The organism is Haliea sp. (genome assembly GCF_040222615.1).
GTDB lineage: Bacteria > Pseudomonadota > Gammaproteobacteria > Pseudomonadales > Halieaceae > Haliea.
Map to the genome: position 1 here is coordinate 1 of NZ_JAVKCQ010000046.1, position 15,204 is coordinate 15,204.

At 60.6% G+C, this 15,204-nt stretch carries 14 protein-coding genes; 8 read left to right on the plus strand and 6 right to left on the minus strand.

Annotation, left to right across the window (positions count from 1 at the left end):
- The 8 genes from fdhD to ectB form a co-directional block, all read left to right on the plus strand.
- Positions 1-649: formate dehydrogenase accessory sulfurtransferase FdhD (fdhD, locus tag RJQ10_RS04205; RefSeq protein ID WP_350143938.1), on the plus strand; the 649-nt coding region annotated here is incomplete at its 5' end.
- Between the two features lie 154 nt (positions 650-803).
- On the plus strand, positions 804-1,133 hold the full coding sequence (locus tag RJQ10_RS04210; RefSeq protein ID WP_350143940.1) for a hypothetical protein: 330 nt from the start codon (positions 804-806) through the stop codon (positions 1,131-1,133).
- A 111-nt stretch (positions 1,134-1,244) separates the two neighbouring features.
- The gene (gene secF / locus RJQ10_RS04215; RefSeq protein WP_350143942.1) at positions 1,245-2,159 is read left to right on the plus strand and encodes a protein translocase subunit SecF; all 915 of its coding nucleotides are present in this window, start codon (positions 1,245-1,247) and stop codon (positions 2,157-2,159) included.
- A 295-nt stretch (positions 2,160-2,454) separates the two neighbouring features.
- Positions 2,455-3,504 (plus strand): patatin-like phospholipase family protein, encoded by a 1,050-nt coding sequence (locus RJQ10_RS04220; RefSeq protein ID WP_350143944.1) that lies wholly within the window; start codon positions 2,455-2,457, stop codon positions 3,502-3,504.
- 87 nt (positions 3,505-3,591) lie between these two features.
- Positions 3,592-4,302 (plus strand): efflux RND transporter periplasmic adaptor subunit, encoded by a 711-nt coding sequence (locus RJQ10_RS04225; protein WP_350143946.1) that lies wholly within the window; start codon positions 3,592-3,594, stop codon positions 4,300-4,302.
- The gene (devC, locus tag RJQ10_RS04230; RefSeq protein WP_350143948.1) at positions 4,302-5,459 is read left to right on the plus strand and encodes an ABC transporter permease DevC; all 1,158 of its coding nucleotides are present in this window, start codon (positions 4,302-4,304) and stop codon (positions 5,457-5,459) included. The genes RJQ10_RS04225 and devC overlap by 1 nt, the downstream gene beginning before the upstream one ends.
- Positions 5,459-6,556 carry an ATP-binding cassette domain-containing protein gene (locus RJQ10_RS04235; RefSeq protein ID WP_350143950.1) on the plus strand — a complete coding sequence of 366 codons (1,098 nt, stop codon included), beginning with the start codon at positions 5,459-5,461 and terminating at the stop codon, positions 6,554-6,556. The genes devC and RJQ10_RS04235 overlap by 1 nt, the downstream gene beginning before the upstream one ends.
- A 162-nt stretch (positions 6,557-6,718) precedes the next feature.
- Positions 6,719-7,975, plus strand: a complete 1,257-nt coding sequence (gene ectB, locus RJQ10_RS04240) for a diaminobutyrate--2-oxoglutarate transaminase (RefSeq protein WP_350143952.1) — start codon at positions 6,719-6,721, stop codon at positions 7,973-7,975.
- 47 nt (positions 7,976-8,022) lie between these two features.
- Here ectB and RJQ10_RS04245 read toward each other — a convergent pair whose 3' ends face one another.
- The 6 genes from RJQ10_RS04245 to RJQ10_RS04270 all read right to left on the minus strand — a co-directional run.
- On the minus strand, positions 8,023-9,333 hold the full coding sequence (locus RJQ10_RS04245) for a malonyl-CoA decarboxylase (RefSeq protein WP_350143954.1): 1,311 nt from the start codon (positions 9,331-9,333) through the stop codon (positions 8,023-8,025).
- A 157-nt stretch (positions 9,334-9,490) separates the two neighbouring features.
- Positions 9,491-10,963 carry a sensor domain-containing diguanylate cyclase gene (locus RJQ10_RS04250; RefSeq protein WP_350143956.1) on the minus strand — a complete coding sequence of 491 codons (1,473 nt, stop codon included), beginning with the start codon at positions 10,961-10,963 and terminating at the stop codon, positions 9,491-9,493.
- Between the two features lie 51 nt (positions 10,964-11,014).
- Positions 11,015-12,655: a class I adenylate-forming enzyme family protein gene (locus RJQ10_RS04255; protein WP_350143958.1), complete on the minus strand. Its 1,641-nt coding sequence runs from the start codon at positions 12,653-12,655 to the stop codon at positions 11,015-11,017.
- Positions 12,645-13,064: a nuclear transport factor 2 family protein gene (locus tag RJQ10_RS04260; RefSeq protein WP_350143959.1), complete on the minus strand. Its 420-nt coding sequence runs from the start codon at positions 13,062-13,064 to the stop codon at positions 12,645-12,647. The genes RJQ10_RS04255 and RJQ10_RS04260 overlap by 11 nt, the downstream gene beginning before the upstream one ends.
- 27 nt (positions 13,065-13,091) lie before the next feature.
- A complete protein-coding gene (locus RJQ10_RS04265; protein WP_350143961.1) occupies positions 13,092-14,255 on the minus strand; it encodes an acyl-CoA dehydrogenase family protein in 1,164 nt (387 codons plus the stop codon).
- Positions 14,256-14,318: 63 nt separating this feature from the next.
- The coding region (locus RJQ10_RS04270) for a putative PEP-binding protein (protein WP_350143963.1) at positions 14,319-15,204 on the minus strand (886 nt) is incomplete at its 5' end.

Genomic DNA, 15,204 nt, shown 5'->3' on the forward strand with positions numbered 1-15,204 from the left:
TGCCCTGGGTTTCAGTCTGGGCGAAGGCATTGTCGATCGCCCCGGACAGATCTATGACATCGAGGTTCGGCACTGTGGGCAGGGTATTGAGCTGCGCATGGAACTCGCCTCCGGCCGTCTCGCCGCCCTGAAACAGCGGCGCCGGTTCCTGGCGGGTCAGTCGGGCTGCGGTCTCTGCGGTGTCGAATCACTGGCGTATTTTGCGATGCCCCTGCCGGCGGTATCGGCGGATGTCGAAGTGAGTCACCGCGCGATCCAGCACGCCCTGGCGGCACTGCCCGACTTTCAGCAGTTGGGCGGCCTTACCGGCGGTATGCACGCAGCGGCCTGGTGCGACCCGCAAGGAGCAATCCTGTTGCTGCGGGAAGACGTTGGCCGCCACAACGCACTCGACAAGCTGGTGGGCGCCCTGGCGGTGAACGGGCCGCGGCCGCCGGGGTTTGCACTGGTGTCCAGCCGCGCCAGCTATGAACTGGTGCAGAAGGCCGCCAGGGCTGACATGGCGGTGCTGGTTGCCGTGTCCGCGGCGACCGCGCGGGCAGCCGATACCGCAATGCGATGCGGCATGACCCTGGTCGGCTTTGCGCGTCCGGGGAGGCAGGTGGTGTATGCAGGGGGGCACCGGCTCAATCAGTCGCACCTTCCTTAGGTTGCGAATCGTCCCCGCCCCCGGGGCACTCAGCGCCCTGTTGTGCGCAGCTTCTCCCGTGACGGGCAACTTGTGACTATTTCAGCTTTCGCAGCCAGCGGGAACCGTGCTACTAATAGCGCCGTAGCGTAACTTGTCCATCCAGGACCCCGTCATGACACCCTCCATATCAGGCAGATCCCTTACCCAGCTGACGCTGTGTCTGCTCCTGATCGGCAATCTTCTGGTCTGGTCCGCCTCATGGAACGCCCCCGCATTCCATGGCGGTCAGTTCGAGCAGTTGGGAGATGGGTCGCCGCCTTTTCTGCCGGGCACCGGGGAAGGCTTTGCCGGGGACGATGCCGCTGCCATGCCGGGGCACGGATGGCCCGCTGTCGGCTGGCTGAGCACCCCTGTCATGTTTGCCCTGGCCATGACTGTCTCGGCCCGCATTCGCATCAGTCACTACCCTGTCCTGCCGCAGGCACCGCCTCTCAACACCTGAGTTTTCCGTTCTCTGTAGCGCCCCTGACGGCGTCCAGTGCCTGGTTTTCTGCCAGCAGCAGGGCGTCGGTAACGGTGGCGAGCTTACCGCATATTTCTCAGGTGAATTTCAATGAAGACCATGAATTTTATGGGTTGGCGCAAGCTGGCCCTCGCTTTTTCGATGCTGCTGCTCCTGGTGTCGATTGGCTCCTTTTTTGTCCGCCAGCTCAACTGGGGGCTGGATTTCACCGGCGGGACGCTGGTGGAAGTGCACTACAGCGAGTCCGCTGATCTTAACAATATCCGCTCCTATCTTGAGTCGGAGGGCTACGCTGGCGCCGTTGTGGTGGCTTTCGGAACTGATCGCGATGTCCTCATCCGCCTGCCCCAGGGGTATACGGAAACCGCTGGACAGGCGCTGCTGGAGACGCTGCAGGAGCAAGTCGAGAGCACGGTAGAGTTGCGCCGCGTCGAGTTTGTCGGCCCGCAGGTGGGCGATGAATTGCGGGAGCAGGGCGGGCTGGCAATGCTGCTGGCACTGGGCCTGATCATGCTCTACATCGCCTTCCGTTTCCAGTTCAAGTTCGCCCTCAGCGCCGTGATTGCCCTGATCCACGATGTGATCATCACCCTGGGATTTTTCTCCATTACCGGCATGGAGTTTGACCTGACTGTGCTCGCCGCGGTGCTGGCAGTCATCGGCTATTCGCTCAATGACACGATTGTGGTCTACGACCGCATTCGCGAGAATTTCCGCAAGCTGCGGGGGGTGACGCCGCTTGATATCGTGAACATCTCCCTGACTGAAACACTGGGGCGAACGACGATCACCTCGCTGACCACGGTCATGGTGCTTGTCGCGCTGGCAATTTTTGGCGGAGACATGATCCTCGGCTTTGCCGTGGCGCTGTTGGTCGGCATTGGCGTGGGTACCTACTCGTCGATCTATATGGCATCGAACATCCTGCTGTTGCTTGGTGTCAGCAAGGAGGATTTGATGATACCCGTCAGGGAAGGTGTGAATCAGGATGATTTGATGCCCTGACGAACAAGCCATTGGTGGCGGTAACAGCGGATTCACGGGCGGCTACTGTCACCGTACGTTCGCCTGTCGCTGGCTCACTTCGAGGACACACTGTCGGGCACCCTGTAGGTCGGCACCCGCTTGATGAGCCAGTCTGGAGACTGTTCCTGGAGCAGGGCGTCACCCCGGTTGATTAGCGTGAGCAGTGTCCCCCCGGAGCCGCGCTTGCGGAAAACCCCTGCCCTGTGTAGTCTCATTTTTCCCCTTTGATGGGGCAATAATACATCTTGCACGGCAACCAAGGGGGCCAGAGCAGGTGGCAGCCAGCTCCGATCCGATACTGATTCTTTCTATAGATGGTGGCGGCGCACGCGGAGTGATTCCCGTGAATGTGCTGTACCAGATTGAACAGGAAGCTGGCGTCGATATCCGTGGTACCTTCGATTTCTTTGCCGGTGTCAGCACCGGTGCTCTGATCGCGGCTTATTGCGCTATGGGTGAGGGGTCTGTTGAAGTGCTCGCCAGGACCAGTTATTCCTCCGACAACATGTCACGGATATTCGACAAGTCTGTCTGGGACTGGATACTGGGGCGCATACAGAATCAGCCAAAATACGATGGCATCAACAAGCGCCAGTATCTGGAAGAGGTGCTGGGGAAGGTACGCATCAACGATATCGTCGACAAGCAACTGATGGTGATTGCCTATGATTTCATCAACCGCGAGCTGATCACCTTCAAGAATCGTCGCGGGCACGATGCCAGCTATAATCCGACGCTCGCCGAGATCTGTGATGCCGCCACGGCAGCTCCCACCCTGTACCCACCTGTACCTACCACCGATATCTACAGCCGCTGGCTGATAGACGGCGCGGTTGCAATCAACGATCCGAGTGTGTGCGCCATCTCGGAAGCACTGGCCATGGGCTATACCATCGACCAGATCTGGATGATGTCCCTGGGTACCGGGCGTCCTGTTCACGATATGTCGCAGCAACAGCAGGACGCGATTGGCAACGCGTCCCGTGACTGGGGCATCGTCGGCTGGCTGTCAAATGGCCTGCTCGACCATATGCTCAGCGCCAGCTCCGCGGTGAGTGCACACCAGTGCCAACAGCTGTTGGGGGATCGTTATCTTCGGGTCGATGGCGCGCTGCCGCGCGCTCTGATGAAGCTGGATGAAACCACGCCGGGCTATGTGCGTAATCTCAGGGTACACGCTGATCTCTGGTACGAAGCCAACCTTGACCAGATTCGGGTGCTGCTTGGGAAATTCCAGGCCAGAAAGAACAATGCGGCGACAGTTCAGGGGCAGCCCGGGAAAGGCGAGGCGAAAATTTCGCAGCTAACAATACACGATGGATAAAGGGGTGCAGCGGTGGCGAAAAATGTCTTTGGAATATTTTGGTTGACGATATTGGTGACTGCCGGAGCCTCTGCCGCGGAGCGGGGTGTGTCCAGTCTGGGGCGGCTCGAGCCACTTAACGGCATCATTCGGCTCTCGGGCCCTTCCAGTGTGGGCGTGTCCGGTTCGGTCATCAAGGAACTCTCGGTCGAGGAGGGGGATTGGGTGGAAAAGGACCAGATTGTTGCCTTTCTCGATAGCTATCAGTTGCGGCGCGCGGAAGTCGCGCGGCTGGAGGCCATTCTCGACAATGCCCAGCGGGAGATGGCGCGGCAGCAGGATTTGGCCAGGACCTCGGCCACCAGCAGGACCCAGCTGGATGCAGCGACCATGGAGCTGAGTATCGCCAGGGCTGACCTGGCAGCGGCTCAGGCGCGTCTCGAGCTGTCTGTTGTGCGGTCACCACTGCGAGCCCAGGTGCTGGAAATCCACAGCTACCCGGGGGAAAGTGTCGGTCCGGACGGTATCCTGGAGCTGGCCCAGACGGACCGCATGTACGCCGTTGCCGAGGTCTATGAAACCGATATCAGCCTGGTGCGGGTCGGCCAGGCGGCGGTGGTCAAGGCTCCTGCCCTGGGGGATGGTATTACCGGCAAGGTGGAGCGTATTGCCCTGAAAGTTGGACGTATGGATGTGCTGGGCACGGACCCCATCGCCAAGACCGATGCCCGCGTCGTGGAGGTCTTCATCCTGCTGGACAGTAGCGACAACGTGTCGGGCCTGACCAATATGCAGGTCGAGGTGGAGATAAAGAGCTGATGTCCCGCTTTCTCCCGCTGGGCTGGCTGCAGCTGAAGCATCAGAAGCTGCGGCTGCTGGCCGCCATTATCGGTATTGCCTTCGCGGTTATTCTCATCACGGTGCAGCTTGAGTTCAGCCAGGCCCTGTCAGTCAGTGCCGTGCGCTACCACAGCGCCATGGACTACGAGCTGGTGATGGTCAGCCCCAAGACGACCTATCTGGTATCGACCAAACAGTTTCCACGCGGTCGGCTGTACCAGGCTACGGGGTTCAAGGGTGTATCAGCTGTCACGCCGGTATATACGCAGCAGGGAAGTTGGCGGAATCCGGCTGACAGAACCAGCGCCCGCAATATCTTCGTGGTCGGATTCAACCCCTCGGACCGCGGCTTCGCCCGCCTGCTGACACCGGATCAGCACGATCTGGTCAAGTTGCCGGACCGCATCATCTTCGACCAGCGGGGCCGGCCGGAGTACGGACCGGTTGCCGCCCTGTTCGAGAGCAACGGCTCCTATGAAGTCGATATCAACGACCGGATGCCGATACTGGCCGGTCTGTATTCCCTCGGCACGTCTTTTGGGCTGGACGGTGGCGTGATCACCTCCGATCTCAATTTCCTGCGCGCATTTCCCAAGCGCGACAAGTCGGCAATCGATATTGGTCTGATTCACCTTGAGCCCGGTGCCGACCCGGTACAGCTCCAGCGTGAGATTGTCGCGGCGATTCCCGGTGATGTGCGGGTATTGACGCGGGAGGAATTCAAGGCCCAGGAAATCAACCACTGGAGCAAGACCACGCCGGTCGGTTACATGTTCACGTTCGGTGCGATCATGGGTCTGGTGGTGGGATTTATCATTGTCTACCAGATCCTGTTTGCCGATGTGCAGGATCACACCGGTGAATACGCGACCCTCAAGGCCATGGGTTACACCCACGGTTATCTGCGTGGAGTCGTGCTGCAGCAGTCGCTGGTGCTGGCGGTGCTGGGCTTCATACCCGGGATCACGATTTCCATTCTGGTGTTTGGCAAGGCAGCGGATGCCACCGGGCTGCCCCTGTCGATGGATGCCCGTTCAGCCGGGTTTCTGTTCCTGCTGACCCTGCTCATGTGCGCTGGCTCCGGTATTCTGGCCCTGCGCAAGTTGCGCTCCATCGACCCGGCGGAGGTGTTCTGATGACTGATGAAATGCCGGTGGTACTGGAAGGTGTGTCCTATATCTACGGCAAAGGCGCCTTGGAGAAACAGATTTTGTACGACATCAGCGCCTCTGTTCGCGCCGGTGAGGTGGTGATTCTCACCGGGCCGTCAGGCTCGGGCAAGACCACGCTGCTTACACTGATGGGCGCTTTGCGTTCGGCGCAGCAGGGCAGCGTGAAGGTTCTGGGAAACGAGCTCAATCGGGCGCGCGAGCGCACCCTGGTCAAAGTCCGGCGGCAGATTGGCTATATTTTTCAGTCTCACAACCTGCTCGAAAGCCTGACCATCGGCCAGAATGTGCAGATGGGATTGAAGCTCGACCCCTCGGGGCACCGCAACGCCAGGCAGCGTATTGTTGCTGTTCTTGAACGCGTTGGCCTCGGCGAGCACATCGACAAACACCCAGCGGAATTGTCCGGAGGTCAGAAGCAGCGGGCGGGAATCGCGCGTGCCCTGGTGAACCGGCCTCGGGTTATCCTGGCGGATGAACCGACCGCTTCTCTGGACAAGCAGTCCGGCCGCGACGTTGTGGAACTGATCCAGGAGCTGGCCCGGGAAGACGGGGCGGCCGTGGTGCTGGTGACCCACGATAATCGTATTCTCGACATCGCCGACCGTATCCTGCACCTGGAAGACGGTCATATGAAACCCCTTGGCGAAGCAGTATCGGAAGGCGCCAGTCGCATGCTGAACCTCCTCGGTAAACACGAACCCGGAACCGCAAGCTATCTGGCAGCCTTCTCCTTTGCCCTGGCGCGCGTTGCCTATGCGGACAACGTAGTGGATGACAGTGAGCGTGCCGAAATGCGCCGAGTACTGCACGACGTCGCTCTGCTTGAACCGTCCGAGGTGGAGTTCATCATGGAGCTGTCCATGATGCAGAGTCGCAGCCTGAACCCTGAGGACAGCAGCGATGATCAGCTTGGCCTGATCGCGGAACGCAAGGCCCACTTTCTTGAATCCCTCTATGCCATCGCCGGAGCAGATGGCGAAGTCAGCAATGAGGAGATAGAGGAGATCAGGACGATTGCAGCGGAGTTCGGCATCAAGCAGAGTCGCCCAATCGATATTTAGTCCGCTAGGACCCGGTTTTCCGCGTTTTCTGAGAGGATTCTGGAATAAACCACAGAGGTGCTGGACAACAGGTCGACATAGTGCCGTGTCAACCCTGAATTTTGTGTTGCCATTGCGTTAACATAATGGGTTTTGCAATCGCACGGTTGAGGGAGAGATGTTATGGAGGTGTTTGAACAGCACGAATCGGAAGTTCGCGGCTATATTCGATCGTTTCCGGTGGTTTTTGACAAGGCCATTGGCGCGGAACTTTTTGACGAAGATGGCAACCGCTATATCGATTTCTTCGCCGGCGCCGGTACCCTGAATTACGGCCACAACCCGGAAGCCGCTGTGGAGGCCAGTATCAAGTACCTGCAGGACAGGCGCATTGCGCACGGCCTGGACAAGGCCACGGTCGCCAAGCAGAAATTCATTGAGGTTTTCGTCAAGTACATCCTGGAACCGCGTGGCTACAATTACAAGATGCAGTTTACCGGTCCCACCGGCACCAACTGCACCGAGGCTGCGATGAAACTCGCCCGCCAGGTCAAGGGCCGTTCCAATATCGTCGCATTCACCAACGCCTATCATGGACACACCATGGGGGCCCTGGCGGTGACAGGCAACGAGGCCTATCGCGACGCATCCTATGGTTCACGCGGCGCGGTGTCGTTCATGCCCTTCGACGGCTTTCTCGGCGATGATATCGACACAATTCACGTCTTCCGCCGCTATCTCGAGGATCACGGTTCCGGCATGGAGACGCCAGCAGCGGTGATCGTGGAGACGGTGCAGGGAGAGGGCGGGATCAATGTCGCCTCCAAAGAGTGGCTGCAACAGCTCGCTGCCCTGTGCAAGGAGTTCGATATTCTGCTGATCATCGACGATATTCAGGTCGGTAACGGCCGCACCGGGAAGTTTTTCAGTTTTGAAGAGGCCGGCATAGAGCCGGATATGGTGTGTCTCTCCAAGTCTATCGGCGGCGGCAACCCGATGGCGGTGTTGCTGATAAAGCCGGAGGCGGACGTCTGGTCACCGGGCGAGCACACCGGCACCTTCCGCGGCAACTCGCTGGCATTCGTGGCGGCTACCGAGCTCATCCAGCAATACTGGGCCGATGATGCCCTGACCAGGGAAGTGGTACGCAAGTCCGCTATCATCATGGAAGCCTTGCACGAACTGCGCGAAGAGTTTCCCAAGCTGCACTGCAAGGTGCGCGGCCGGGGCCTGGTGCTGGGCATAGAGACGCCGGTCACGGGTTTCTCCGACAAGGTGGCCGCCAGAGCATTTGAGAAAGGCCTGGTGTGCGAAACCTGCGGCGCTGACAGCCAGGTCAACAAACTTTTTGTCGCGCTCAATATAGAAGACAGCTTGTTGCACGAGGGCCTGGAGATATTCCGCGAGGCCTTCAGGGAAGTGGCGCAGCAGACAGTCTAGTTTGGCGCCGCGGCCAACCGCAGCGTGCATTGGTCGGCGGCAGGGGATCAGCCCTGCCGATTGAGCAGTTTGCGCACGGTGGGTGAGCAGGCGATTTCGCCGCGATTCAGGAATGCTTCGTGATGCTCCTCCACTTCCTCAAGGTCGTACTCATAGTTCACCAGCAGGCCCGCTGATTGCTGCAGGCCCTTCTGGGAGATGTCCCCCAGCCAGTTGAGCCGCGCGACGCTGGCGCCATTGCCCAGATGAAAGCGTGCCACCGGGTCCAGCGGAGCGCTGCCGCGTTTTTCCTGCACCAGATAGTGGGCACACAGCCACATGAGCAGCGGCTGCAGCCTGGCGGTGAGGCTGCTGTCCTGATGCCAGTGGGGTGAGTCCAGCGCGGTGAGCAGTGCGGTATCCCTTGCCGGCAGCAGGCTCTGCTGTTCGTCAGCCAGTACCTTGTTGAGCCAGGCTCTGAAACCCGGTATCGGCGACAGGGTGGCGAACTCGGCCAATTGTGGCATTTCCTCTTTCAGGCGCATGACCACCTGCTTGATCAGGAAGTTGCCGAAGCTGATGCCCCGGAGACCGGGCTGGCAGTTACTGATGGAGTAGAAGATGGCCGTCTTCAGCCGTTCCTGGGCAACCGCGCCGTCCTGTGGCGCGAGAATACTCTGTACCGAGCTGGATATGGATGCCACCAGTGCGACTTCGACGAAAATAAGCGGCTCATCCGGCAGTGCCGGGTGGAAGAAGCCGAAACAGCGCCGGTCCTGGGCGTCCAGCCGGCGACGCAGGTCGTCCCAGCCCTGCATCTCGTGCACCGCCTCGTATTCGATCAGTTTTTCCAGCACTGCGGCCGGTGACTCCCAGTCCAGGGTTCGCAGCTTGAGAAATCCGGGGTTAAACCATGAACTGAGCAAGTGTTGGAGATCGTCGTCCACTGCCCGCAGGGAGTCGTCATCGGATAGCAGCGCCAGCAGGTCTTCGCGCATATTGACCATGGTGCGGGTCCCTTTCGGCGCCATGTTGATCCGCCGGAACAGGGTCTGGCGCGGGGACTCCACTGCCTGCGCCAGTGCCCGGTAGGCTGCCAGGCTCTGGGTCTTGCCATATTCCGCGGCACAGCGGTTGATCAGCTCCGGGTCCGGGCTGTAGTCCGTGGCCAGGGTGTGGAAGAATTCGGTTTTCTGGGCCTGGTTGAGCCCGGCATAGGCGACTGCCACCTCATCCGCCAGGGCAATACCCAGTGCCTCACCCTTGTTCGAATAGAGCTGGGTGCAGAGGGCCGTGATGGTGTTCTTGTCCCGTGCGGAGCTGCGCAGCAGGTTCTTGCCGGCGTTGGCTACGGAGTTGAGCCAGCGATTAATGACCATGGGTTACCCATCTGGAGCAAACGAACCCAGAATACTACTTGGGCGAGCCTGTCATGGCCATACCACTCTTGGGGGTAGTGCGCTGTCTGCGCTTCGGCGGTGATCGAGGCGGGGGAGTGTAGCAGTGGCCGGCGGTGATGGCCCCGGCGAGGCGCGGCTACGGCGCCTGGCAGTGACGATTTCTTCCTTCCTGCTTGGCCCTGTACAGTGCTTCATCCGTCCGTCTCATCAGGGCATCCGCGGTCGGTAAGCGGGTCGATCCGATGGCAGGCACCAGCGTTGCCCCGCCGGTGCTAACAGTGATGGCTGCCTGCAAACCTTCCAGTCCAGTGACCAACTGGGCCAGTCGCCCCGCCACGGCGCAACAGCCGGCCTCGTCAGTATGTGGCAGCAGGAGCACGAACTCCTCCCCGCCCAGTCGCGCAACGGTGTCGTTGGTCCGCGAAACGTCATTGAGAGCCGCAGCCAGTGCGCGCAGGGCGAGATCGCCTTCGGGATGACCGTAGGTATCGTTATAGCGTTTGAAGTGGTCCACATCGACCATGAGCAGCGACAGCGGCTCCCCGGTTCGCTTGCTGCGGGACAACTCCTCCTGCAATCGCGCCTCCAGCGCGCGTCGATTGTTGAGCTGGGTCAGGGGGTCCGTTGTCGATAGTTGCTCCAGCCTGTCATTCAGCGCTTCCAGCTGTTTCTGTCGATGCAGCAACTCGGCCTCGGCACGCTTCTGCGCGCTGATATCCTGGATCTGCGAGACGAAATACTCCGGCCTGTCGTTTTCGTCACGGACCATCGAAACACTGAGCAGAGCCCAGATCTCCTGCCCGTTCTTGTGAAAGTAGCGCTTCTCCATCCGGTAGGTGTCGCGGTCCCCCGACAGCATTTCTCGCAGTAAATCCAGATCTTTGTCGAGATCATCCGGGTGGGTAAGTGTCTGGAAGTCAATGCTCAGCAATTCGGTTTCGCTGTACCCCATAAGTTCGATGGCCGCATTGTTGACCCGCAGCCAGCGGCCTTCCAGGCTTACTACAGCCATCCCGATCGCGGCGTACTCGAAGGCGCTCTCGAACAGCGCCGTGTTCTCACGCAGTTGGCTTATGGCCTTCTGCCGCTCACGATCAAGCTGATCCTGTTCGATGATCTGGCCGATCCGACCGGCCATCAGTTCGACGAGTTCCACGTCAGTATCGCAAAAGGGGAGTTTGCGCGCTTCCGGCGAGGAGAAATTCAGGGTTCCGTAGATTTCTCCGTTAACCCGAATAGGGGTCGCCAGATACGCCTCCAGGTGCATCTCCCTGTAGGCCGGATGCCCGCACAGTGCGGTATCCTGCCCGGCGTGGGAAACTGCCACGGTCACATCCCTGTCGACTACCACAGAGCAATAGGTGTCCCCCAGCGGCATGGCGTCGCCGGAAGCGAGGCTCATGGTTTCCGGTTCGACGGCGAGGACGATGTACTGCCCCTCACTGATGCGACTGACAATGCCGATAGGCATGTCGAAAAACCGCATCCCTGTTCTCAGGTAGTCGGAGTAGAGCCTGGTATAGGACTCATAGTGACTCAGGCTGAGCCGGTGGAACTCCCGAAAGCGATCGGTCAGGTCGGCTGGCATGCTGGTCTGGTCAGTTGTCATGGACTGGCGGCTGCTCGTGCCTCATGAAGAGAAGGATGGAGTCTTCAAGGTTTACACAAGACCCAAGCGCTGCACAAGGTCTTCCCGCAGCCGGAATTTCTGGACCTTGGTCGCGGACATCGGCCACTCGGCGACGAATTCAACGTGGCGTGGCACCTTGAACGAGGCCACCTTGCCCACACAGAAGCTGATAATGTCATCGCTATCGCACTGCGCGCCGGGGTTCAGCTCTATGAAAGCAGCGACCACCTCCTGCAGGCGCGGGTCCGGAATGCCGACCACCTGGACAAGCTTGACGGCCGGATGGGTCGACAGGAAGGACTCGATCTCCAGGGCCGATACATTCTCCCCGCCTACCTTGAGAGTCTCCTTGAGGCGGCCGTGGTAGCTTACCCGGCCCAGCTCGTCCAGGGCGCAGATGTCGCCGGTGCGGAACCAGCCATCCCGGGTGAACGCTGCCGCGGTCGCCTCCGGATCCTTGTAGTAGCCGGAGAATACCGAGTAACCGGCGATCAGCATTTCTCCGCGCTCCCCCGCCGGCAGCGGCGTGCCGGAGGCGGGATCCACCACCTGCAGCAGAGTACCGTCCAGGGGCGGCCCGATAGTTTGGGAGCGGGTCTGGTTGTCGTCGCCGAGGTCGCTATAGCAGGACAGGCCGGTGGCTTCGGTGAGGCCGTAGGCGCTGATGTGCAGCGTATGGGGGAGCAGTTTCATGTTCTCCCGGAGCCGCTCGGGGGGTGCCACGTTGTTGATCAGGCGGATCTGGTGCTTGTCCAGTTCGCTGAACAGCGGGTGGGTAACGAGATCCGACATGATGGTCGGAAAAGCCGGGTAGAGCACCGTGGCGCGCTCAGCCATGATCTGCCGCAGGGCCTGCTCGGGCGCAAAGTGGGGCGCGGTCATGTAGCTGCCGCCGGTGCTGAACGTGGCCAGCATGGGCATGATGGATGCGAGGTGGAAGAACGGCAATGGATTCCACTGGCGGTCGGCATCGCTCAGGCCGAGCCGGCTGGCGATCGAAAATGCCTTGCGGGTCACCATTTCATGGCTCAGCGGGCAGCCCTTGGGGTGGCTGGTTGTACCCGAGGTGTACATCATCAGGCAGGGAGCGGCGAGCGAAATACTGGCCTGTACACGTTGCGCCTGCTCCGGGGTGACCCGGCGAGCGATAGTGCCCAACCGCGTGGTGTCGAGATACAGCCCGTGATCCGGAGGTGGGCGATCGCCAGTCGTCAGGATCTGCCGCAACAGCGGCGCTGCCGCCAGGCTGTCCGCCGCCGGAGCGCCCGGGCGCAGCTCCGGGAAAATGTCTTCCAGAATCTGGGCGTAGTCGGTGGGGTGGTCGCTGGCTAGCCGGGTAACCAGCATCCGCAGGTCGGCGTTGTCGATGACATAGGCCAGCTCGCTGGCCCGGTAGCGGGCGTTGATGGTGACTGCCACCGCCCCCGTGAGGGCTATTGCAAACAGCCACTCCAGATACTCCGGGCAATTCGGCATCAACAGCCCGATATGGTCGCCGGGGTTGACCCCATTGCCCTGCAGCAACCGCGCCTTGTCGAAGGCGCCGTCGTATAGCTGTCGGTAAGTGAAGGCCGTGTCCGGGAAGATCGCCGCGATGGTGTCGGGCCACTGGTCTGCACTGCGCAGCAGGAGATCACCCAGTGAGGTGGCGAAGATACCTTCAGGGCGCATGCCCGGTTCCCACAGTCCCTGACGCCAGGGCGTTGAACTTCTGGGTGTCGTGGTAGAACGGCCTGATTTCGGTGATAAGGCCGTCCCGCAGGCGCCAGATTTCACAGATGGGCATGCTGAACGCTTCGCCGCCGGCCTTGCTGTGCCCGGTCATGGTCGCCAGGACCACGACCGTTTCGCCCTCGGCAATGTACTCATCAATGGTCACTGCGGTGTTGGCGAACGTCGTGAATACCCGGCGTACCAGTTCGGTGAAGCCCTCGAAGCCGGACACCATGCCACCGAAGGGAAGGGAATCCGCCTCGATGATTCGGGCCTCGGGATGGAGCAATCTCTCCACGCTTGCCATATCACCCCGCTGCGCGGCGCCCAGGAAGGTGCGAACGATGTCCTTGCTGCTGTCAGCCATGCCGGCTCCTGTTGCCTGTGTGAGAGGTCAGAATGACCGGGGCATGCCGTAGCTTTCGGCGATCATGTTCTTGGCCATCTCGTTGCTGATCGGGCCCAGGCGCAGCAGCCGGGAATCGCGCCAGTAGCGTTGCATGTCGGTTTCCGCGGAATAGCCCATGCCACCGAGTATCTGGATGCCCAGATCGGCCGCCTTGCCCACGTAGTCCGAGCACAGGACCTTGGCCATGCCCGACTCGATCGCACTGGGTTTGTCTTCGGCCTGCAGGCGGGCGGTATGGAGGACGATCAACTCTCCCTGTTTTTGCCACATGGCCATGTCGGCGAGATAGTGCTGCAGAATCTGGAACTGGCCGATGGGCTGGCCGAAGGCGTGGCGTGACTTCATGTGCTCCACGGCGTCCTCGATCACGCCGTCCAGCATGCCCAGGCAAGTGGCGGCATTGACCAGGCGCTCGTTGTTCAGGGTCCTGGTGGATTGGTACCAGCCCCGGTTGGGCTCGCCCAGCAGCAGTTCATCGGCCACAAAGACATCTTCCATCACTACCGAACAGGAGCTCATGGCGCGCATGCCGAGCTTGGGCAAGGGCGTCACCGTGATTCCCTTGCTGTCGCGCGGGACGAAGAAAATCGAGATGCCGTCGCTGCGCTTGGCGGTGTTCAGGTCCGTACGCGCCATGACCAGCAGGTAGTCGGCGACATCGGCGCCGGTGCTCCAGATCTTTTCCCCGTTCAGCAGCCAGCCGCCATCAACCTTGTCTCCGCGGGTGCGCATGCCGCCAAGCAGATCGGTGCCACCGCCGGCTTCGGTAAAGCTCATGGCGGTCTTCAATTCGCCGCTGGCGATACGGGGCAGGAATTCCTGTTTCTGGGCCTCGGAGCCGCAGAAATTGATGGCCTTGGTGCCGGAGAAGGAGGTGACGCCCCAGACCCAGCTCAGGCCCGCCGCGGTGCGGGAAAACTCGCGGGCAAACAGCGTCTGGTTGAGAATGGTGCCGCCCTGGCCGCCGTACTCCTCGGGTACACCGATTCCGTGGGCGCCAAATGCCACCAGCTTGTCCCACAGTTCGTGGGGGAAAACGTGTTCTTGCTGCTCCAGCTGGCGGCACCAGTCCTTGGGGCATTCCTTGTCGACCCATTTGCGGGTGACATCGACAAACAACTGGTCTTCTTCCGACAGTTCTATGCTCATGATTCCAGCTTCCGTTTCTACTTATTCACGAGCTGCAATCTTATTTGAATAAAGTTCAATAATCTACCCTTTGGCGGACTCTGCCGCTGCCACATGAACGCTGGCACGGGCGACTGAATCCGGGTTCAGGGAAATCGAATCGATGCCGCAGTGGACCAGGAATTCGGCGAACTCGGGGTGGTCCGAGGGTGCCTGGCCGCAGATGCCCACTTTGCAGCCCTGTTCATGGGCCACCTGGATTACCTGCGTGATCATTCGTTTGACCGCTTCGTCGCGCGCATCGAACAGGCTCTTGAGTACCGCGGAGTCGCGGTCTATGCCCAGTACCAGCTGGGTGAGGTCGTTGCTGCCGATGGAGAAGCCGTCAAAACGGCGGGCGAACTGGTCGGCGAGAATCACGTTGGACGGAATTTCGCACATGACATAGACCTTGAGACCGGCGCTGCCGCGCTGCAGCCCTGCCTCGGCCATGGTTGCCAGCACCTGGTCCGCCTCGCCCGGTGTCCTGCAGAAGGGAATCATGACGATGATGTTGTCGAACCCCATGACCTCTCTGGCGCGACGAATAGCCTGGCACTCCAGCTGGAAACCCTCCCGGTACAGTGGATGGTAGTAGCGGGAGGCGCCGCGGAAGCCCAGCATCGGGTTTTCTTCCTCCAGCTCGAAATCCTCGCCACCGAGCAGGCCGCGGTACTCGTTGGACTTGAAGTCCGACATGCGCACGATCACCGGCCGTGGATACTGGGAGGCGGCGATCTTGGCAACGGCGCGGGCCAGGGTGTCCACAAAGTATTCGGTCGGCTGCTCGAACCCGGAATGGAGGTCGGCAATCTGTCGCGCGACCTCCGGATCCGTCACCTTGTCCGGGTGGACCAGCGCCATGGGGTGGACCCGGATCTGGCTGGAAATGATGAACTCGATCCGGGTCAGGCCGATCCCGGCAACCGGT